The organism is Cryptosporangium sp. NPDC048952 (genome assembly GCF_043197895.1).
GTDB lineage: Bacteria > Actinomycetota > Actinomycetes > Mycobacteriales > Cryptosporangiaceae > Cryptosporangium.
This window is the reverse complement of sequence record NZ_JBICTY010000007.1, coordinates 455,243-473,935: the sequence shown is the minus strand read 5'-3', so window position 1 is coordinate 473,935 and position 18,693 is coordinate 455,243. Positions and strand designations below refer to the sequence as shown.

The 18,693-nt window shown below is 70.8% G+C and carries 18 protein-coding genes; 12 read left to right on the top strand and 6 right to left on the bottom strand.

What is annotated here, in order from left to right; genetic code table 11:
• Positions 1-20 precede the first annotated feature (20 nt).
• The 6 genes from ACGFY5_RS35940 to ACGFY5_RS35915 all read left to right on the top strand — a co-directional run bounded on the left by ACGFY5_RS35940 (position 21) and on the right by ACGFY5_RS35915 (position 7,192).
• On the top strand, positions 21-1,010 hold the full coding sequence (locus tag ACGFY5_RS35940) for a 2-dehydropantoate 2-reductase (RefSeq protein ID WP_392727427.1): 990 nt from the start codon (positions 21-23) through the stop codon (positions 1,008-1,010).
• Between the two features lie 17 nt (positions 1,011-1,027).
• Positions 1,028-1,591, top strand: a complete 564-nt coding sequence (locus ACGFY5_RS35935) for an NAD(P)H-dependent oxidoreductase subunit E (RefSeq protein WP_392727425.1) — start codon at positions 1,028-1,030, stop codon at positions 1,589-1,591.
• Complete coding sequence (locus ACGFY5_RS35930) at positions 1,588-3,243, top strand: formate dehydrogenase beta subunit (RefSeq protein WP_392727422.1); 1,656 nt, start codon at positions 1,588-1,590, stop codon at positions 3,241-3,243. The genes ACGFY5_RS35935 and ACGFY5_RS35930 overlap by 4 nt, the downstream gene beginning before the upstream one ends.
• The gene (gene fdhF, locus ACGFY5_RS35925) at positions 3,240-6,017 is read left to right on the top strand and encodes a formate dehydrogenase subunit alpha (RefSeq protein ID WP_392727421.1); all 2,778 of its coding nucleotides are present in this window, start codon (positions 3,240-3,242) and stop codon (positions 6,015-6,017) included. Before ACGFY5_RS35930 ends, fdhF begins: the two co-directional genes overlap by 4 nt.
• The gene (locus tag ACGFY5_RS35920) at positions 6,017-6,271 is read left to right on the top strand and encodes a formate dehydrogenase subunit delta (RefSeq protein ID WP_392727418.1); all 255 of its coding nucleotides are present in this window, start codon (positions 6,017-6,019) and stop codon (positions 6,269-6,271) included. Before fdhF ends, ACGFY5_RS35920 begins: the two co-directional genes overlap by 1 nt.
• A 171-nt stretch (positions 6,272-6,442) precedes the next feature.
• A complete protein-coding gene (locus ACGFY5_RS35915; RefSeq protein WP_392727416.1) occupies positions 6,443-7,192 on the top strand; it encodes a GntR family transcriptional regulator in 750 nt (249 codons plus the stop codon).
• A 64-nt stretch (positions 7,193-7,256) separates the two neighbouring features.
• On the opposite strand, the gene ACGFY5_RS35910 is transcribed toward ACGFY5_RS35915, so the two are convergent.
• On the bottom strand, positions 7,257-9,005 hold the full coding sequence (locus tag ACGFY5_RS35910; RefSeq protein WP_392727414.1) for a thiamine pyrophosphate-binding protein: 1,749 nt from the start codon (positions 9,003-9,005) through the stop codon (positions 7,257-7,259).
• A gap of 170 nt (positions 9,006-9,175) precedes the next feature.
• Between ACGFY5_RS35910 and sucC the strand changes: the two genes are divergently transcribed.
• The 6 genes from sucC to gcl are packed head-to-tail and all read left to right on the top strand — an operon-like array spanning position 9,176 to position 15,002.
• Positions 9,176-10,327 carry an ADP-forming succinate--CoA ligase subunit beta gene (sucC, locus tag ACGFY5_RS35905; protein WP_392727848.1) on the top strand — a complete coding sequence of 384 codons (1,152 nt, stop codon included), beginning with the start codon at positions 9,176-9,178 and terminating at the stop codon, positions 10,325-10,327.
• A 1-nt stretch (position 10,328) separates the two neighbouring features.
• The gene (gene sucD, locus ACGFY5_RS35900; protein ID WP_392727412.1) at positions 10,329-11,207 is read left to right on the top strand and encodes a succinate--CoA ligase subunit alpha; all 879 of its coding nucleotides are present in this window, start codon (positions 10,329-10,331) and stop codon (positions 11,205-11,207) included.
• A gap of 42 nt (positions 11,208-11,249) precedes the next feature.
• Positions 11,250-11,474, top strand: a complete 225-nt coding sequence (locus ACGFY5_RS35895) for a helix-turn-helix domain-containing protein (protein WP_392727410.1) — start codon at positions 11,250-11,252, stop codon at positions 11,472-11,474.
• A gap of 53 nt (positions 11,475-11,527) precedes the next feature.
• Positions 11,528-12,349 (top strand): hydroxypyruvate isomerase family protein, encoded by an 822-nt coding sequence (locus ACGFY5_RS35890; RefSeq protein WP_392727408.1) that lies wholly within the window; start codon positions 11,528-11,530, stop codon positions 12,347-12,349.
• 49 nt (positions 12,350-12,398) lie between these two features.
• The gene (locus ACGFY5_RS35885; RefSeq protein ID WP_392727405.1) at positions 12,399-13,268 is read left to right on the top strand and encodes an NAD(P)-dependent oxidoreductase; all 870 of its coding nucleotides are present in this window, start codon (positions 12,399-12,401) and stop codon (positions 13,266-13,268) included.
• A gap of 36 nt (positions 13,269-13,304) precedes the next feature.
• Positions 13,305-15,002: a glyoxylate carboligase gene (gene gcl / locus ACGFY5_RS35880; RefSeq protein WP_392727403.1), complete on the top strand. Its 1,698-nt coding sequence runs from the start codon at positions 13,305-13,307 to the stop codon at positions 15,000-15,002.
• On the opposite strand, the gene ACGFY5_RS35875 is transcribed toward gcl, so the two are convergent.
• The 5 genes from ACGFY5_RS35875 to ACGFY5_RS35855 are packed head-to-tail and all read right to left on the bottom strand — an operon-like array spanning position 14,999 to position 18,609.
• Entirely contained in the window at positions 14,999-15,388 is a 390-nt protein-coding gene (locus ACGFY5_RS35875; RefSeq protein ID WP_392727401.1) for a hypothetical protein, read from the bottom strand. The genes gcl and ACGFY5_RS35875 overlap by 4 nt on opposite strands.
• On the bottom strand, positions 15,385-16,653 hold the full coding sequence (locus ACGFY5_RS35870) for a molybdopterin-dependent oxidoreductase (protein WP_392727399.1): 1,269 nt from the start codon (positions 16,651-16,653) through the stop codon (positions 15,385-15,387). The genes ACGFY5_RS35875 and ACGFY5_RS35870 overlap by 4 nt, the downstream gene beginning before the upstream one ends.
• Positions 16,626-17,267, bottom strand: a complete 642-nt coding sequence (locus tag ACGFY5_RS35865; protein WP_392727397.1) for a methyltransferase domain-containing protein — start codon at positions 17,265-17,267, stop codon at positions 16,626-16,628. The genes ACGFY5_RS35870 and ACGFY5_RS35865 overlap by 28 nt, the downstream gene beginning before the upstream one ends.
• Entirely contained in the window at positions 17,264-17,953 is a 690-nt protein-coding gene (locus ACGFY5_RS35860; protein WP_392727395.1) for a DUF2064 domain-containing protein, read from the bottom strand. The genes ACGFY5_RS35865 and ACGFY5_RS35860 overlap by 4 nt, the downstream gene beginning before the upstream one ends.
• A complete protein-coding gene (locus ACGFY5_RS35855) occupies positions 17,950-18,609 on the bottom strand; it encodes a glycosyltransferase family 2 protein (RefSeq protein WP_392727393.1) in 660 nt (219 codons plus the stop codon). Before ACGFY5_RS35855 ends, ACGFY5_RS35860 begins: the two co-directional genes overlap by 4 nt.
• Between the last annotated feature and the right edge of the window lie 84 nt (positions 18,610-18,693).

Sequence of the window (18,693 nt, the reverse complement as noted above, 5' to 3'; positions counted from 1 at the left end):
GTTCTTGACGGGAGTCACCCATGAGGATCGCCGTGCTCGGTGCCGGGGCTATCGGCGCGTACGTCGGCGCCGCCCTGCACCGCGGGGGCGCCGACGTCCACCTGATCGCCCGTGGAGCGCACCTGGAGGCACTGCGGCGCGACGGCGTCCGCGTGCTCAGCCCCCGGGGCGATTTCACCGCCGCCACCCACGCCACCGACGACCCGAGTGACGTCGGCCCGGTCGACTACGTCTTCCTGGGCCTGAAAGCACACCAGTACGCCGGGTGCGGACCGCTGATCGCGCCGCTGCTCGGCCCGGACACCGCCGTGATCGCGGCGCAGAACGGCATCCCGTGGTGGTACTTCCACGGCCTGCCCGGCCCACTGCGCGACCGCCGCATCGAAGCGGTCGACCCCGACGGTGCCGTCTCCGACGTCCTGCCGGTCCGCCGCGCGATCGGCTGCGTCGTCTATTGCTCGACGGAAATCGAGTCGCCGGGCGTCATCAGGCACCTGGAGGGGACCCGGTTCTCGATCGGGGAGCCGTCCGGCGAGAGCTCCGACCGGTGTCGTGCGTTCAGCGACGCGATGACCGCCGGAGGTCTCAAGTGTCCGGTCGAGCCCAATGTGCGCGACGACGTCTGGATCAAGTTGATGGGCAATGTCGCGTTCAATCCGCTGTCGGCGCTCACTAGGGCGACAATGGTCGACATGTGTGGGCACCCCGGTGCCCGCGGCTTGGTCGCCGAGATGATGCGGGAGACCGTGGCCATCGCGGAGGCCACTGGCTGCCACCCATCCGTGTCGATCGAACGCCGCATAGCCGGCGCAGCTCGCGTCGGCCACCACAAGACTTCCACGCTCCAGGACCTGGAGGCCGGCAAGGAGCTCGAGCTCGAAGCGATCATCGGCGCGGTCGTGGAGATCGCCGCCCTGACCGGGGTTCCCGCTCCGACGCTGCGCAACGTCTACGCCGCAGTTGATCTTCTGGCACGAACGGTCACCGGCCCGCGCGCCGCGGTGGCTTGATTCCCTGGGAGGCTGGGATGACACGCACCGATGAGTCGCGGATCGATCCGCGCGAGCGCCGGAGGCGGCGCACCGAGCCGGCGAACCCGCTCGCCGGCATCGATCCGCAGCTGGTGCTCACGGTGCGAAGAGTGGTGGACGCTCATCGGGACTGGCGCGGGCCGCTGCTGCCGATCCTGCACGCGCTGCAGGAGGAACTCGGGTACGTGCCCGCGGACGCCACCCCGATCCTGGCCCACGAGCTGAACCTGTCGCGGGCCGAGGTGCACGGCGTCATCACGTTCTACACCGACTTCCGGTCCGAACCGGCCACGAACCGCACCGTGCGCATCTGCCGCGCGGAAGCGTGCCAGTCGGTCGGCTCCGAGCAGCTGGTCGCGTGCGCGGCGGAGCAGGGTCATCCGGTCGGCCGACCGGGGCCGAGCGCCGCCGAGCACGGTCACCCGGTCGGCGGGCCGGGGGCCATCACCGTCGAGCAGGTGTTCTGCCTCGGTAACTGCGCCCTCGGCCCGTCGGTCGAGGTCGACGGCCGGGTGCTGGGGCGGGTCACGCCGGACAAGCTGCGGGAGGTGCTGTCGTGACCGTCTACGTCCCGCGTGACTCGTCGGCGCGCTCGGTGGGTGCTGACGACGTCGCCGAGGCTCTGCAGGATCTCGGCGTCGACGTCGTGCGCAACGGCTCGCGCGGCATGTTCTGGCTCGAGCCGCTCGTCGAGGTCGGAACGCCGTCCGGCCGGGTCGGATACGGCCCGGTGTCCGCGGAGGACGTCCCGGAGCTCCTGTCCGCCGGAATGCTGGACGGCGCCGCGCACCCGCTGCGGGTCGGCGTCGTCGACGACATCCCGTGGCTGGCCCGGCAGAACCGGGTCACGTTCGCGCGGATGGGCGTCACCGACCCGCTGTCGCCGGACGACTACGTGGCCCACGGCGGCATCGCGGGGTTACGCCGGGCACTCGCGATGACGCCGGGCGAGGTCGTCGAGGAAGTTACCGAGTCGGGCCTGCGCGGCCGCGGCGGCGCCGGCTTCCCGGCCGGGATCAAGTGGAAGACGGTGCTCGGCTGCGACGGTCCGATCAAATTCGTCTGCGCCAACGCCGACGAGGGTGACAGCGGCACGTTCGCCGACCGGATGATGCTCGAAGGCGACCCGTTCGCGCTGATCGAGGGCATGACGATCGCGGCGCACGCGGTCGGGGCAGGCGAGGGGTACGTCTACATCCGGTCGGAGTACCCGGACGCGGTGGCGACGTTCCGCACGGCCATCGATCTGGCGTCCTCGCGGGGCTGGCTCGGCACGGGCATCCTGGGGTCCGCGCTCGACTTCGAACTCCACGTCCGCGTCGGCGCCGGTGCCTACATCTGCGGCGAAGAGACCTCGATGCTCGAGTCGCTCGAGGGAAAACGGGGCATGGTCCGCGCCAAGCCACCGATTCCCGCCATCGAGGGCCTGTTCGGCAAGCCGACAGTCGTCAACAACGTCCTGACGCTGGCCACCGTGCCGGCGATCCTGTCCGCCGGAGCCGCTGCCTACCGGCGGCTGGGCATGGAGCGGTCCCGGGGAACGCAGGTGTTCCAACTCGGCGGGAACGTGTCCCGCGGCGGCATCGTCGAGACCGCGTTCGGTCTCACGCTCGGCGAGCTGGTGCACGACTACGGCGGGGGAACGCGCACCGGACGCCCGGTGCGCGCCGTCCAGGTGGGCGGGCCGCTCGGCGCGTACGTCCCGACGACGCAGTTCGGCCTGCCGATGGAGTACGAGTCGTTCGCGGCGGCCGGTGCGATGCTCGGCCACGGTGGTGTCGTCGTGTTCGACGACACCGTCGACATGGCCGCGCAGGCCCGGTTCGCGTTCGAGTTCTGCGCCGAGGAGTCGTGCGGCAAGTGCACGCCCTGCCGCGTCGGCGCCGTGCGCGGCGTCGAGGTGATCGACCGGATCCGGACCGGTGAGGACCGCGACACGAACCTCGTCCTGCTCGAGGACCTGTGCGTGCTGATGACCGACGGGTCGCTCTGCGCGATGGGCGGCCTGACCCCGATGCCGGTACGCAGCGCGTTGAACCACTTCCCCGACGACTTCGAACCGCCCGCCCCCGGCCCGGTGGAGCCGGTGCCGGAAAACGCAGCCAAGGCCGCCTCCCGTGCGGAGCCGGCCGCCGACGACCTCGCCGCCACGGCGTCCGGCCGGGGAACCGACACCGGAACCGAGTCCCGCACCCCGGAGGTGCCCTCATGACGCTTCTCAAAGAGCCCGACTTCGGCACTCCCGCGCGGCCCGGCGAACCCACCGTCACGGTCGAGGTGGACGGGCTACCGGTCGTGGTGCCACCGGGCACCTCGGTGATGCGCGCGGCCGCCCAAGCCGGTGTGCAGGTCCCGAAACTCTGCGCCACCGACTCGTTGGAAGCGTTCGGATCGTGCCGCCTGTGTGTCGTCGAAATCGATGGACGCAAGGGCACTCCCGCCTCCTGCACCACGCCGGTCGACGAAGGGATGCGAATCCGCACGCAGTCGCCGCACCTCGAGCGGCTGCGCCGCGGGGTCATGGAGCTGTACATCTCCGACCACCCGCTGGACTGCCTGACCTGCGCGGCCAACGGCGACTGCGAGCTGCAGGACATGGCCGGAGCGGTGGGCCTGCGCGAGGTCCGTTACGGCTACGAGGGCGAGAACCACCTGGACGCCCCCAAGGACACCAGCAACCCGTACTTCGACTTCGACGAGTCCAAGTGCATCGCCTGTTCGCGCTGCGTGCGGGCCTGCGACGAGGTGCAGGGCACGTTCGCGCTGACGATCGCGAACCGCGGCTTCGAGTCCAAGGTCGCGCCCGGTCCGACGTCGTTCCTGGACTCCGAGTGCGTGTCCTGCGGCGCCTGCGTCCAGGCGTGCCCCACGGCCACGCTGCAGGAGAAGTCGGTCGTCGAGCTGGGCATGCCGTCCCGCACGGTGATCACGACCTGCGCGTACTGCGGGGTCGGCTGCTCGTTCAAGGCCGAGCTGCGCGGCACCGAACTCGTGCGGATGGTGCCCCACAAGGACGGCGGCGCGAACGAGGGCCACTCGTGCGTGAAGGGCCGGTTCGCGTTCGGGTACGCGACGCACCCGGACCGGGTGCTGACCCCTCTCGTGCGGGAGTCCATCACCGACCCCTGGCGGGAGGCCTCGTGGGAAGAGGCGATCGGGACCGTCGCCCGGGGATTCCGGGAGATCCAGAGCACGCACGGCCCCGGCTCGATCGGCGCCATTTCCTCGTCACGCTGCACGAACGAGGAGGTCTGGGTCGTCCAGAAGATGGTGCGGGCGGCGTTCGGCAACAACAACGTCGACACGTGCGCGCGGGTCTGCCACTCGCCGACCGGCTACGGCCTGAAGCAGACGTTCGGCGAGTCCGCCGGTACGCAGGACTTCAAGTCGGTCGCGCTGGCCGACGTCATCATGGTGATCGGCGCGAACCCGACCGACGGGCACCCGGTGTTCGCATCGCGGATGAAGCGTCGGCTGCGTGAGGGCGCCGAGCTGATCGTGGTGGACCCGCGGCGGATCGATCTCGTGCGCTCCCCGCACGTCGAGGCCGCGCACCACCTGCAGCTCACTCCCGGGACGAACGTGGCGATCGTGAACGCGCTCGCGCACGTCGTGGTGACCGAGGGTCTGGTCTCCGACGACTTCGTCTCCGAACGCTGCGAGGGCTACGACGAGTGGGCTGCGTTCATCGCGGGTCCGGAGAACAGCCCGGAGGCCGTGGAGCGCATCACCGGCGTGCCGGCGGCTTCGGTGCGCGCGGCAGCCCGGCTGTACGCGTCGGCGCCGAACGGGGCCATCTACTACGGCCTCGGCGTCACCGAGCACAGCCAGGGCTCGACGATGGTGATGGGCCTGGCGAACCTCGCGATGGCCACCGGCAACGTCGGCCGCGACGGGGTCGGGGTCAACCCGCTGCGCGGGCAGAACAACGTCCAGGGTTCCTGTGACATGGGTTCGTTCCCGCACGAACTGCCTGGCTACCGCCATGTCTCCGACGACGTCGTGCGCGGGCAGTTCGAGTCGCAGTGGGACGTGTCGATTCTGCCGGAGCCCGGACTGCGGATACCGAACATGTTCGACGCCGCGATCGACGGGTCGTTCCGCGGACTGTTCGTGCACGGTGAGGACATCGCGCAGTCGGATCCGAACCTGCAGCACGTCACCGCGGCGCTGTCGTCGATGGACCTGGTCGTCGTGCAGGACCTGTTCCTGAACGAGACCGCGAAGTTCGCGCACGTGTTCCTACCCGGGGCGTCGTTCCTGGAGAAGGACGGCACGTTCACCAACGCCGAGCGGCGCATCAACCGGGTGCGTGCGGTGATGCCGCCGAAGACCGGCAAGGGCGAGTGGGAGATCGTCTCGGAGATCGCGACCGCGATGGGGTATCCGATGTCGTACTCGCACCCCAGCGAGATCATGGACGAGATCGCCGCGATGACGCCGACGTTCGCCGGGGTGTCGTTCGAGGCGCTGGACAAGCTGGGCAGCATCCAGTGGCCGTGCAACTCGTCGGCCCCGTCCGGGACGCCGATCATGCACGTCGACACGTTCACGCGCGGGCTCGGGAAGTTCGTGCGGACCGAGTTCGTCGCGACGGAGGAGCGGACGACGCGGCGGTTCCCGCTGGTGCTCACCACCGGGCGGATCCTGAGCCAGTACAACGTCGGTGCCCAGACCCGGCGCACGGGGAACGTGGCGTGGCACCCCGAGGATCTGCTGGAGTTGCATCCGCACGACGCGTCGGAGCGGGGGATCACCGATGGTGATCTCGTCACGCTGGCGAGCCGGGTGGGGGAGACGACGCTGCGGGCGACGGTCTCCGACCGGATGCCGGTCGGAGTGGTCTACACGACGTTCCACCACCCGATCACCGGGGCGAACGTGGTGACGACCGAGCACTCGGACTGGGCCACGAACTGCCCCGAGTACAAGGTGACCGCGGTGCAGGTGGCGTTGGCGGCCCCGGTCCCGGCGGGGGTGGATTGATGCCGGCCGAACCGCCCGCGGCGGCCGCACCGGTCGCCGCGGGCGGAGCCCATACCGCCGTCGTGCCGGAGCGGCGGTTGATCAACGACATCGCTCGGCAGTTCGCGCATCTGCCGGCCGAGGTCGCGGCGGCAGCGGTGGCGGATCACGTGCGGCGGTTCTGGGATCCGCGGATGCGTGCGCGGCTGCTGGCGCTGGCCGACGACGGGGGCCTCGACCCGCTTCCCGCCGCGGCAGCGGCCCAGCTCCGCTAGCCGCGGCAGCGGCCCAACTCCGCTAGCCGCGGCAGCGGCTCAGCTCGCTAGCCGGAAAGCCAGTGGTCCGTGCGATGGCACGGGCCACTGGCCTGCGCATCCGGTATCCCATCGACTGTATGCTGGAAACCGAGCACAGCCCTCGACACACTGCGCATCGCCGGAGGAACCATGACCGAGCTGGCTTCGTCGGCGGGCGGTGGTCGCCGGCGCGCCGCCGAGAGCTCGCGCTCCCGACGCAAGCCGCTGGAGCGCCCGGCGCCCCTGCGGCAGGTCGTCACCGACGAGATCGCGGACATGATCATCACCGGCGAACTCCAGCCGGGTGAGCACCTCGTCGAGCAGGAGCTCGCGGCCCAGCTCGGCGTCTCCCGCCAGCCGGTGCGCGAAGCGCTGCAGCGGCTGCACTCCGAGGGCTGGGTCGATCTGCGCCCGGGCCTCGGCGCGTTCGTGCACACCCCCACGGCCGACGAGGCCGACCAACTCCTCGCCACCCGCACGCTGCTCGAGGCGGAGTCCGCCCGGCTCGCGGCCGCGAACGCCACCCCGGCGCTGGTGGAGCTGCTGTGGGAGCTCCAGGCCGTCGGCGAGGAGGCCGTGGCTGCGGACGACGACGCGGGCATGGTCGCCGCGAACGCCGCGCTGCACCGGCAGATCATGGAGATGTCGGGCAACAAGGTGCTGGGGGAGCTGATCGCGCTCGTCGACAGCCGGGTGCGGTGGTACTACCGGCCGATCGCGCGTTCGCGGGGCCGGGAGGCGTGGGACGAGCACCGTGAGCTCATCGAGGTGATCGCCGGCGGCAACGCGAGGAGGGCCGGCGACCTCATGCGCAAACACACCGAGCGCACGAGGAAGACGTATCACGTCCGCGCGGCGGAAGCCGAGAACACCTCACCCCCGGTCGAAAAGGGCGCCTAGACCGCTCCATCGTGGCCACACGAAAGCGCCCGCGGCCACCGGCCGCGGGCGCTCCGACGTGGGGCTACTTGTACATGGTTTGGTTCATGGTCCCCGGCGCGTAGGCGTCGGGGTCGACCCAGACGTTGATGAGCGAGGGAAGGCCCGACTCGCGGGCCCGCTGGAGCGCAGGGGCGATGTCCGCGGCATCGCGGACCTCCTCGCCGTATCCCCCGAGCATCTGCGCGAACTTGTCGTAGGGCACGTCGCCCAGCGTGTTCCCCACTCGCTGGCGCTCCTCGCCGTACTTGCGCATTTGCCCGTACCGGATCTGGTTCATCGACGAGTTGTTCCCCACGACCCCGACGAACGGCAGGTTGAACCGCACCAGCGTCTCGAAGTCCCACCCCGTCAACGAGAACGCCCCGTCACCGAACAGTGCCACGACCTCCTTGTCCGGCCGGGCGTACTTCGCTGCCAGCACGAACGGAATCCCGACGCCGAGCGTCCCGAGGGGCCCGGGGTCCATCCAGTGTCCGGGCGACTTCGGCTGCACCACCCCGCCGGAGAACGTCACGATGTCGCCGCCGTCGCCGATGTAGATCGAGTCGTCGGTGAGGAACTCGTTGATCTCGTGCGCGAGCCGCAGCGGATGGATCGGCGAGGCGTCGGACAGCTGGCGGGGGAGACGCTTCTGGTACGCCGCGTTCTCCTCGGCCCGCAGTTCGTCGAACCAGGCGCGCCGGGAAGGCCGGGAAAGCCGCCCGGAGGAAGCCGCCGTCACCGCGGCCAACACGGCCCCCGGATCCCCGACGATGCCCAGGTCGATGTCCCGGTTCTTCCCGACGGTCCGGTAGTCCATGTCGATCTGAACGACCGTCGCATGAGCGGGTAACCGCCGCCCGTACCCCATCCGGAAGTCGAACGGCGTCCCGACGATGATGATGACGTCGGCGTTGTTGAACGCGTACCGCCGCGACAGGTGGAAGTGGTGCGGGTCGCCGGGCGGCAGCGAGCCACGCGCCGAGCCGTTCATGAACACCGGGATGTCGAGCGTCCGCGCGAAGTCGATAGCCGCGTCGGTGCCGCGCCCGGTCCATACCTGCGAGCCCAGGAGCACCGCCGGCTTCGACGAGTGCGCCAGGACGTCGGCCAGCCGCTCGATCGCCGCCGGGTCACCGGCGCTGCGGGTGGAGGCGCGGTAACGGCCGGGTTCCGGAATGGTGCAATCGGCGAGAGAAACCTCCGCGTCCAGCACGTCCCGCGGAATCTCCAGGAACGACGGCCCGGGCGCCCCCGAGTAGCACTCGCGGAACGCCATCGAGATCATGTCGGCGCTGCGCGTGGTGTGCGGCACGGTCGCGGCGAACTTCGTGATCGGCGTCATCATGTCGACGTGCGGCAGGTCCTGCAGTGAGCCCATCTTGTGCTGGCTCAGTGCGCCCTGGCCGCCGATCAGCAGCATCGGGCTCTCGGCGCGGAACGCGTTCGCGACGCCGGTGACCGCGTCGGTGGTGCCCGGCCCTGCGGTGACCACTGCTACGCCGGGCTTGCCGGTCACCCGGGCGTACCCGTCTGCCGCGTGTGCTGCTACCTGCTCGTGCCGGACGTCGACGACAGCGATCCCCTCGTCCACGCAACCGTCGTAGATGTCGATGATGTGCCCGCCGCAGAGGGTGAAGATCACGTCGACGCCCTCGGCCTTGAGCGCTTTCGCGACCAGGTGACCCCCGGAGATCCGATCAGGATTCCCGCTCCGCGCCTGCAGGATCGCCGCAGTCGCGCCCGCTTCGGCATCCGTTGCCGCGGGGGGCTCCGTCGTCGTCTGACTCATCGTTCCTCAACTCCTCGATCGTGCCGCAGGATTGAAGACTGCATACCGTATGCGGCATTTCCATGGTCCCCCGGTGACGAGGGAGTGTCCAGAGCAGATTGTCGACTAGAATATTGCATACAGTATGGCGCTATCGCTACGCTGAGGTCCCCAACGGAGGGACGATGGCTGTGGACCTGTACGAATACCAGGCACGGGATCTGTTCGAGGCCCACGACGTCCCGGTGCTGCCGGGCGTCGTCGTCACCACACCGGAGGCCGCGCACGCCGCTGCGGCCGATCTCGGGCGTTCGGTCGTCATCAAGGCGCAGGTCAAGACCGGTGGCCGCGGGAAAGCCGGCGGCGTGAAGCTCGCGAAGGACGCCGCCGAGGCGCAGGCGCGGGCCCACGACATCCTCGGCATGGACATCAACGGCCACCGGGTCGACCGGGTGCTGGTCACCACCGCGACCGACATCGCCGACGAGTACTACTTCTCCTACCTCCTCGACCGTACGAACCGGACGTTCCTCGCGATGGCCTCGCTCGCGGGCGGCGTCGAGATCGAGGAGACCGCCGCCACGAACCCCGAGGCGTTGGTACGCGTCCCGATCGACCCGCTGACCGGCGTCGACGAAGGCATGGCCAGGAAGATCGTCGAAGCGGTCGGGTTACCCGAGGCGTCGGTCGAGGCCGTACAGAAGCTCTGGGCGACGTTCGTCGCGGAGGACGCGCTGCTGGTCGAGGTGAACCCGCTGGTCCGGGACACCGACGGGGCGATCGTGGCGCTCGACGGCAAGGTGACGCTGGACGACAACGCGTCGATCCGGCACGCCGCCCACGCCGACCTGCGTGATCCCGACACGGCCGATCCGCTCGAAGCGCGCGCGCACGCCAAGGGCCTCAACTACGTGCGTCTCGAGGGTCGGGTCGGGGTGATCGGCAACGGGGCCGGCCTGGTCATGTCCACCCTCGACGTGGTCGCCCACGCCGGCGCCCGGCCCGCGAACTTCCTCGACATCGGCGGCGGCGCGTCCGCCGAGGTGATGGCGAACGGCCTCGAGGTCGTGCTCGCCGATCCCGGCGTGCGCAGCGTGCTGGTCAACGTCTTCGGCGGCATCACCGCCTGCGATGCGGTCGCCGACGGCATCGTGCGTGCGTTCGCGCTGCTCGCGAGCCGCGGCGAGCCGGTGGACCGGCCGGTCGTCGTCCGGCTCGACGGCAACCGCGCCGACGAGGGACGCCGCATCCTGCGGACCGCCGGGCTACCGGGGCTCGAATTGGTCGACACGATGGACGGCGCGGCCGCCCGGGCCGCCGAACTCGCAGCCCGGGAGGCGTGAGATGGCCATCTTCCTGACCGAGAACAGCCGCGTCCTGGTTCAAGGGATGACCGGCGCGGAAGGCATGAAGCACACCCGCCGGATGCTCACCGCGGGCACCACAGTGGTCGGCGGCGTCAACCCACGAAAAGCAGGACGAACTGCTGATTTCGACGGGATGAAGCTGCCCGTGTTTGCTGGAGTCGCCGAGGCGATGCGGGAGACCGGCGCGGACACGACGGTGATCTTCGTGCCGCCGGCGTTCACGTTGAAGGCCGGGTTGGAGGCGATCGCTGCCGGGATCGAGCTCGCGGTGGTGATCACCGAGGGGGTGCCGGTGCACGACACGGCGGCGCTGTGGGCGCACGCCAGTGCCGCGGGGAACACGACACGCGTCATCGGGCCGAACTGCCCGGGACTGATCAGTCCGGGCAAGTCGAATGCCGGGATCATCCCCGCCGACATCACCGGGCCGGGACGGGTCGGGCTGGTGTCCAAGTCCGGCACGCTGACCTACCAGCTCATGTACGAGTTGCGTGACCTCGGGTTCTCCACGTGCGTCGGCATCGGCGGCGACCCGATCGTCGGCACGACTCACGTCGACTGCCTGCAGGCTTTCCAGGACGACCCGGAGACCGACGCGATCGTCATGATCGGCGAGATCGGCGGCGACGCCGAGGAACGGGCCGCCGACTACATCGCCGCGCACGTGACGAAGCCGGTGGTCGGGTACGTGGCCGGGTTCACCGCACCCGAAGGCAAGACGATGGGGCACGCGGGCGCCATCATCAGCGGATCGTCGGGGACGGCCGAAGCCAAACAGAAGGCGCTGGAAGCTGCCGGGGTCCGAGTTGGACGAACTCCTACTGAGACGGCGAAATTGCTTCGAGCGTTGCTATAACGTTCGATTCCGGCGATCTCTCGACGACGAGGGGAGCGTGCGGTGCGGTGGAACCTGCGGTGGGTGGCGGCGAACGCTGAGATCTGGCGTCCCGCGGATCTGCTGCAGGCGTGCCGTGCGGCAGGGTATTCACCCTCGTTGAGCAAGGTGGCGTCGTGGTGGAACGGGACGCCGTCGAGCGTGCGACTCGATGAGCTGGACATGATCTGTACGGCGCTGAACTGCAAGGTCGCCGATCTGCTCGAGGCTGAGCCGCCTTCGTCGTAAGCCTCTGTTGCCCGTTGTCCGTGCGCGTCCGCCCACTGCATACAGGATTCAATATGCTGCAATACGACGTGAACCTCTCGATCCTTTTCACTGAACTACCACTGCTGGAACGGCCGGCCGCGGCGCGGGACGCCGGGTTCGACGCGATCGAGTTCTGGTGGCCGTTCCTCGAGGCGGTTCCCTCCGACAGCGAGGTCGACCGGTTCGTCCGGGCCGTTCGGGATGCGGGCGTGCAGCTCGTCGGGCTCAACTTCTTCGCCGGGGACATGCCCGGGGGCGACCGGGGTGTGCTGTCGTGGCCCGGGCGTACCGGTGAGTTCCTCGACAGCGTGAACGTCGCGGTCGGGATCGGTGCGCAGCTCGGGTGCCGGACGTTCAACGCGCTGTACGGGAACCGGCTCGGAGGTGTCGATCCGGGGGAGCAGGACGACGTCGCGGTCGAGGCGTTGGTGCTCGCGGCGCACGCGGCGTCGCGGATCGATGGCACGGTGCTGATCGAGCCGTTGTCCGGGGCGCCCCGTTACCCGGTGCGTACGGCACAGGAGGCCCTCGCGGTGATCGACCGATTGCCCGGCCGGACGAACCTGCTGCTGCTCGCCGATCTCTACCACCTCGCAGTCAATGACGACGACGTCGACGCGGTGATCACTGCCCACACCGCCCGCATCGGCCACGTCCAGATCGCCGACGCCCCCGGCCGCCACCAACCGGGCACCGGCGCCCTGCCGATCCACCGGCACCTGGAACAGCTCGAGGCCAGCGGCTACCGAGGCTGGGTGGGCCTCGAATACACCCCCCACGGCCCCAGCGCGGACAGCTTCGCCTGGCTTCTCGCGGAGCAGCGCGCAGGGCTGCCCGCGGGGGATGCGCGATGAGCGCGCGCCGCGCATCCCCGTGTCCCTTGTCGAGCGAAGGAGGACTGCCATGAGTGCGATCGGGTTCGTCGGGCTGGGGGTCATGGGGGCGCCCATGGCTCGGCATCTCGTGAAGGCCGGGCACGACGTCACCGGGTTCGACGTCCACGCCCCCGCGGTCGAGGCGTTCGTCGCCGACGGGGGGAGCGGGGCGGCATCGGTGGTCGACGCGGTGCGGGGTGTGGACGTCGTCGTCACGATGTTGCCGAACCACCCGCAGGTCGAAGAGGTCGCAGCGCAGGTGCTCCCAGCGCTGGCCCCCGGCGCCCTGTTCGTCGACATGAGCTCGATCCGCCCCGAGACCTCGGTGCGCCTGGCCGCCGAGGGCGCGCGGCACGGCGTCCGGGTGATCGACGCGCCGGTCTCGGGCGGTCAGACCGGCGCCCAGCAGGCCACTCTCTCGATCATGGTCGGCGGCGCGGAAGCCGACGTGGCCGCCGCCCGTCCGATGCTCGAGGTCCTCGGCGTACCCCGGCACGTCGGCGGCCCCGGCGCGGGACAGGTCGTGAAGGCAGCGAACCAGCTCGTCGTCGCCGGCACCTACGCGCTGATCAGCGAGGCGATAGTGCTGCTGGAAGGCTCGAGCATCGACCCGGAGGCCGCGCTCGACGTCCTGGCCGGCGGGCTCGCGGCGAGCCGCATCCTCGACCTCAAACGCGAATCGATGCTCGCCCGCGAGTTCACTCCGGGCTTCCGCATCGACCTGCACCACAAGGACATGGCGATCGTCCTCGACGCCGCCCGCAACGCCGACGTCGCACTCCCGGTCACCGGTCTGGTGGCCCAACTCGTCGCCGCCGCCCGCGCCATGGGCCACGGCTCCCTCGACCACTCCGCACTCCTCACGGTCACCGAGTCCCTCGCCGGCCACCCGCGCTGACTTCGCGCCACCGAATCCCCAGGAAGGGGTCGTCGCATGCCCAAAGTTCCCGCGATGCAGGCGGTCGTCGAGATCCTCGAGTCGGAGGGCGTCGACACCGTCTTCGGCTGCCCCGGCGCGGCGATCCTGCCGCTCTACGCCGCGTTGCAAGAGCACGGCGGCATCGAGCACCTCATCGTCCGGCACGAAGAAGGCGCCACCCACATGGCCGACGGCTGGGCGCGCACCACCGGCAACGTCGGGGTCGCGATCGGCACGTCGGGCCCGGCCGGCACGAACATGATCACCGGCCTCTACACCGCCCAGGCCGACTCGATCCCGATCCTCTGCTTCACCGGCCAGGCCGTCTCCAGCAAGCTGCACCAGGAGGCGTTCCAGGCCGTCGACATCGTCGAGATCGCCAAGCCCGTCACGAAGTGGGCCGTGCAGGTCAAGGAGGCCGCCCAGGCCCCGTGGATCGTGCGGAAAGCCTTCCAGGTGGCGCGCGAAGGGCGTCCCGGTCCCGTGCTCGTCGACCTCCCGCTCGACGTCCAGAGAGAACTGATCGAATGGGACGCGACGATCGACGCGCCACTGCCCGTCACGCCGGTCACCCCGCACGGACCGCGCGTGGAACGCGCACTGGACCTCCTGCTGTCAGCGCAGCGGCCGCTCATCCTCGCCGGCGGTGGCGTGATCCTCGCGGACGCCGCGGACCAGCTCAAGGAGCTCGCCGAGTACCTGCAGGTGCCGGTGCAGGTGACGCTCATGGGCAAGGGCGCACTCGACGACGATCACAGCCTGCACGCGGGGATGACCGGGATCCAGACGTCGCAGCGGTACGGCAACGCGTCGTTCCTGGAGTCGGACCTGGTGCTGGCGGTGGGCGCACGGTTCGGTGACCGGCACACCGGGGCGCTGGACGTGTACCGCGGCGACCGGGTGTTCATCCACGTCGACGTGGAGCCGACGCAGCTCGGGAAGGTGTTCGGGCCGGACCTCGGGGTCGTGTCGGACGCGAAGCTGTTCCTGGAGGCGTTGCTCGAGGCGGCGCGCAGGAGGCGCGCGAAGCGCCAGCCGAACGGGTGGGTCACGCGCGTTCAGCACCTCCGTCGCTCGCTCACGCGGCGCGAGGACTTCGACGACGTCCCGGTGAAGGCGCCGCGGGTCTTCCGGGAGATCAACGACGCGTTCGGGCCGCAGACGTACTTCGTCACGGCGATCGGGCTGTACCAGATCTGGAGCGGTCAGCACCACAAAGTGCACGAGCCGCGGCGGTACCAGGTGTGCGGGCAGGCCGGGCCGCTCGGCTGGGAGATCCCGGCGGCGATCGGCGTGAAGAAAGCCGCGCCGGACGCCGAGGTGGTGGGCATCGTCGGGGACTACTCGTTCCAGTTCCTCGTCGAGGAACTCGCGGTGGCGGCCCAGTACGACGTGCCGTTCGTGCTGATCATGCTGAACAACGAGTACCTCGGGCTGATCCGCCAGGCCGAGATCCCGTACGGCATGAACTACGAGGTGGACATCCACTACGACGCGGTGGGCACCGACAACGTCAAGATCATGGAGGCGTACGGCTGTTCGGGGCGCCGGGTGAGCGAGCCGGGCGAGATCCGCGAGGCGATCGAGTGGGCGCGCAAGGAAGCCGCGCGCACCAGTCGCCCGGCGCTCGTCGAGATCGTGATAGAGCGCGAAGCGAACACACCCCACGGACCCGCGATCGACGCCGTGAAAGAGTTCGAACCACTGCCCTAGCGACGGCGTGCGCTAACGACCGCCAGGATCGCGACGCCGAGCCAGACCGCGGCCAGCAGAACGAGCAGACCGCGACCGTAATCCAGCGGAAGCGCGGACGGGACCGACGGATCCCGCCCGCCGCCGGTGAGGAACGGGGTCGCCACCAGCGTCAGGACGCCGCTGATGACCACACCCCCGGCTATCAGGCGGCGGCCGGGCCGCACCCGGCGGAGCAGCAGGTCGACGAAGGGCATCAGTACCAGGTCGGTGGCGAGGGTTCCGGCCAGGAAGAACACGAACCAGCGGACGAGTGCCGGCGGGCCCAGCGCACCGAGGAGCCCGTGGACGCCGTACGCCACGAGCGCGGTGCCGAGCACGGTGGGGAGTGCGCGCAGGGCGGTCACCGGGCCACCTCGATGCGGGCCACCCACTTGGTCTGCAGAACGCCGGGGCGGTTCGGGGCGATGAGTCGGCACGGGAATCCGTGGTCGAGGTCGAGCATTTCGTCGTTGAGGCGGAGCGCGAGCAGGGTGAGTGGGTCCTGCGCGAATGCCGCGGGCAGCGTGCTGACTCGGTAGGCGCCTGCGCGCTGCAGCGACTCGATCGTGACGTCCACGTCGGACGCGATCCCTGCTTCGGCGAGCAGGTCGCGCAGTCGGACGCCGGTCCAGCGTGCGGAGGCGCTCCACCCCTCGACGCAGGCGATCGGCAGTTCCGCGGTGTGCTGGGGGAACGCCGCGAGCGCGGCTCGGCTGAGTCGGAGCGGTCGGGGGCCGGCGACGACCAGTCGGTAGCCGGGGTGGGTGGCCGTGGTTCGGACGCCCGCGCCGGCGGCGGACCGGTTGACCGGCAAGCCCTGGGGCCCGAGGTCCGGGCGACGCGGGGCCAGCGCGGACGTTCCCGCGAGCGGACGAACGGTCTGCCCGACGGTCGCGAGCGTCACCACCCCTGCCGCGGCGGCCACCGTCACGAACACCGCCCGCCGCGTAAAACCCGCGTCGCTCGCGTCCGCCGCGTCGCTCGGCGGCAGGGCGGTGGAGGGGCGGTGGCGCTGGCGGAGGACGCGGCGGACGGTGGTGGCTTGGGCGGCGACGTGGATCACCAGGGCGCCGGTGGTGATCCACGCGGTCCAGAAGTGGGCGGCCGGGAACGCGAACCCCATCACCGCGTAGAGCCGCGCGGTGTTCAGCACACCGCTCGCGAGCTCGAACACCGCGCCCCCGACGAGCAGCAACAGCGTCCCGCGCGAGAGCGCATCGGCGGCGTCGCGCACCGGCGGCCACCGGAACAGGTTCGGGTGCACCGCCCACAGTTTCGCCAGGAGCAGCGGCACGGTCGCCAGCCCGGTCGCCACGTGCAGGCCCTGCGTCACCCGGTAGAGCGACACCGGCCGGGTCGGCCAGGAGAACCACCCCGGCGGGTGCTGGATCCCATGGCTGATCAAACCGGTCACCAGGCAGATCCCGAACGCGAGCCCCAACCAGAGCCCGAGCCACGCCGAGAGTGCCTCCGAGCGACCGGCCGTACGGATCGCACCGGGCGCGAATGGTCCCCGCCGCAGCGGAGGGGGCGGCGGGGGGAACGGGCGGCGCCAGATCGGCGTTCGTCGCGCCGGAGCGTACGGCTCGGACCGCGGGGTGGTCAGCCGCGGGTCAGTGTCGCGAACCATCGTCCCTCCGCCTCCCACTCCTCGTCGACGACGAGCCCGGCGGCGGCACCGGCCCGACGGGCCTCGTCCGCGCCGAGGTCCGCCCACGGCACCCATTCGCTGTACCGGCGGCCGTGCTCGAGTCGGAACCGGTAATGCCGCCCGGCCCCGGGCGGTGCCAGCTCGACGACGATCCGCCCGGCCGCCCCGATCAGGCCCGCCACGCGCCGGAGCAACCGCACCGGATCGCCACCGATCCCGACGTTGCCATCGGCGAGCAGCACCGACGTCCACCGCCCCTCCCCGGGTACGCGACCGAACACCGACCGCCGGAGTGCGGCAGCACCACGCCGACGAGCTGCCGAGACGGCGGCCGGGACGATGTCGACGGCCAGCACCGGGCGGCCGGCCAGCGCGAGCGCGGCCGCCAACCGGCCGGGTCCGCAGCCGGCGTCGAGGGTGGAACCGACGCACCGCGCCAGCAGGCTGTGGTCACCCGGCCGGGCGGTGCGGTGCCAGTCGTCGAGCGCGAGCGGCGCGATCCCGCCACGCTCGTCGCGAATCAGCAGCCGATGTGGCCGACCGGCCTCCAACGCGGCGATTCCCTCGCCGTACAACCGCGCAGCCGACGTCATGCGACACCGACCGGGCTGTCGACGCCGATCGACCACGCTGCCGACGTCCGGTCGTGCCGGGCGCGGACCCGCTTCCATGCCTGCGCGAACTCCGACCGCGGCGCGAGCGCGACCACCGCTGCCGCGTCGGCCGCGGTGTCGACGTCGCGTTCGGTCGGCGCCTCGGCGACACGGAGCCCGGCGGCACGCAGTGCGGCCCGAGTGGCACTGCCGGTGTCCGGCCGTGACATCGCCACGTCGACGAGCACGGCGGCGTGCCGGGCGTCGCGCAGGCCGAGCGTCCACCAACCGCCGTCGCACGCCGGACCCAGCACCGCGTCGGCGTCAGTGAGCAGGGCACCGACCGCCGCGAGGCGCTCCGGCCTCACTTGCGGAGTGTCCATCCCGATCAGCACCGTCGCGACACCGGGCACAGCGGCGTCGGCGAAAGCCGCCGCGATCCGCTCGCCCAGACCGTCGCCGCGCTGCGGCAGCACGTCGAAGCCGTTCACGGGGAGATGTTCGGCGGGTGCATCGATCGCCAGCACCCGGCGTCGCGCGGGTGTGGCGCGCACGACCCCCAGCGTGTCCTGCAACGCCGCGCCGGCGAGCATCGCGGCCTCTTCCGGAGTGCACGGTGGACACAGCCGGGTCTTCACCCGGCCGGGCACCGGCGCTTTTGCCAGCACGAGCAGTTGGGCGTTCATCGCGCCAGCACCCGCCCCATGTCGACGACGGTGCGCAACGTCCCGCCGACCGTGCCGGTGACCTTGGACTTGCTGCCCACCGTGCGCGGCGCGTAACCGACCTCCACCTCGGTCACGCACAGTCCGGCCGCCCCGGCGGCGACGATCGTCTCCAACGGGTACCCGAACCGCCGGTCCGTGAGGTCCAGCGCACGCAGTGCCGACCGTCGTCCGGCACGCATCGGTCCCAGGTCGTGCAGCCGCAGACCCGACCGGCGGCGCAAGCGCGCGGCGAGCAGTGCGTTGGCCCATCGGGCGTGTGGTGGCCAGGCTCCGCGCGCGGTCGCGCGGCGGCGTCCGATCACCAGGTCGGCGGCGCCGTCCAGCACCGGCTCGGCCAGCCGGGGCAACTCGGCTGGGTCCAGGGAACCGTCGGCGTCGCAGAAGCAGACCACTTCCGCGGTCGACGCCTCCAGCCCGGCGTGCGCGGCGGCGCCGTAACCGCGGACGGGTACGGAGACCACTGTCGCGCCGAGTGCTCGGGCGATCTGGGCGGAGGAGTCCGTGGAGCCGTTGTCGGCCACGAGTGCGCGGTAGCCGTCCGGTAGGCGGGACAGCAGCCAGGGGAGGGACAGTGCTTCGTTCAAGCACGGGAACACGACGTCGACGTTGGACATGCGGTGACCGTAGACCTGCCCTGGCCTGGGAAGACCTTACGGTTTCCGAACGTCGGCGCCAGTTCTTACGGTTCTCGAACGTCC

What these genes read in the sequence shown, in the direction of transcription:
- ACGFY5_RS35940 (WP_392727427.1), top strand. Translation starts at nt 21, where the DNA reads ATGAGGATCGCCGTGCTCGGTGCCGGGGCTATCGGCGCGTACGTCGGC.
- ACGFY5_RS35935 (WP_392727425.1), top strand. Translation starts at nt 1,028, where the DNA reads ATGACACGCACCGATGAGTCGCGGATCGATCCGCGCGAGCGCCGGAGG.
- fdhF (WP_392727421.1), top strand. Translation starts at nt 3,240, where the DNA reads ATGACGCTTCTCAAAGAGCCCGACTTCGGCACTCCCGCGCGGCCCGGC.
- ACGFY5_RS35920 (WP_392727418.1), top strand. Translation starts at nt 6,017, where the DNA reads ATGCCGGCCGAACCGCCCGCGGCGGCCGCACCGGTCGCCGCGGGCGGA.
- ACGFY5_RS35915 (WP_392727416.1), top strand. Translation starts at nt 6,443, where the DNA reads ATGACCGAGCTGGCTTCGTCGGCGGGCGGTGGTCGCCGGCGCGCCGCC.
- ACGFY5_RS35910 (WP_392727414.1), bottom strand. Translation starts at nt 9,005, where the DNA reads ATGAGTCAGACGACGACGGAGCCCCCCGCGGCAACGGATGCCGAAGCG.
- sucD (WP_392727412.1), top strand. Translation starts at nt 10,329, where the DNA reads ATGGCCATCTTCCTGACCGAGAACAGCCGCGTCCTGGTTCAAGGGATG.
- ACGFY5_RS35890 (WP_392727408.1), top strand. Translation starts at nt 11,528, where the DNA reads ATGCTGCAATACGACGTGAACCTCTCGATCCTTTTCACTGAACTACCA.
- ACGFY5_RS35885 (WP_392727405.1), top strand. Translation starts at nt 12,399, where the DNA reads ATGAGTGCGATCGGGTTCGTCGGGCTGGGGGTCATGGGGGCGCCCATG.
- gcl (WP_392727403.1), top strand. Translation starts at nt 13,305, where the DNA reads ATGCCCAAAGTTCCCGCGATGCAGGCGGTCGTCGAGATCCTCGAGTCG.
- ACGFY5_RS35870 (WP_392727399.1), bottom strand. Translation starts at nt 16,653, where the DNA reads ATGGTTCGCGACACTGACCCGCGGCTGACCACCCCGCGGTCCGAGCCG.
- ACGFY5_RS35865 (WP_392727397.1), bottom strand. Translation starts at nt 17,267, where the DNA reads ATGACGTCGGCTGCGCGGTTGTACGGCGAGGGAATCGCCGCGTTGGAG.
- ACGFY5_RS35860 (WP_392727395.1), bottom strand. Translation starts at nt 17,953, where the DNA reads ATGAACGCCCAACTGCTCGTGCTGGCAAAAGCGCCGGTGCCCGGCCGG.
- ACGFY5_RS35855 (WP_392727393.1), bottom strand. Translation starts at nt 18,609, where the DNA reads ATGTCCAACGTCGACGTCGTGTTCCCGTGCTTGAACGAAGCACTGTCC.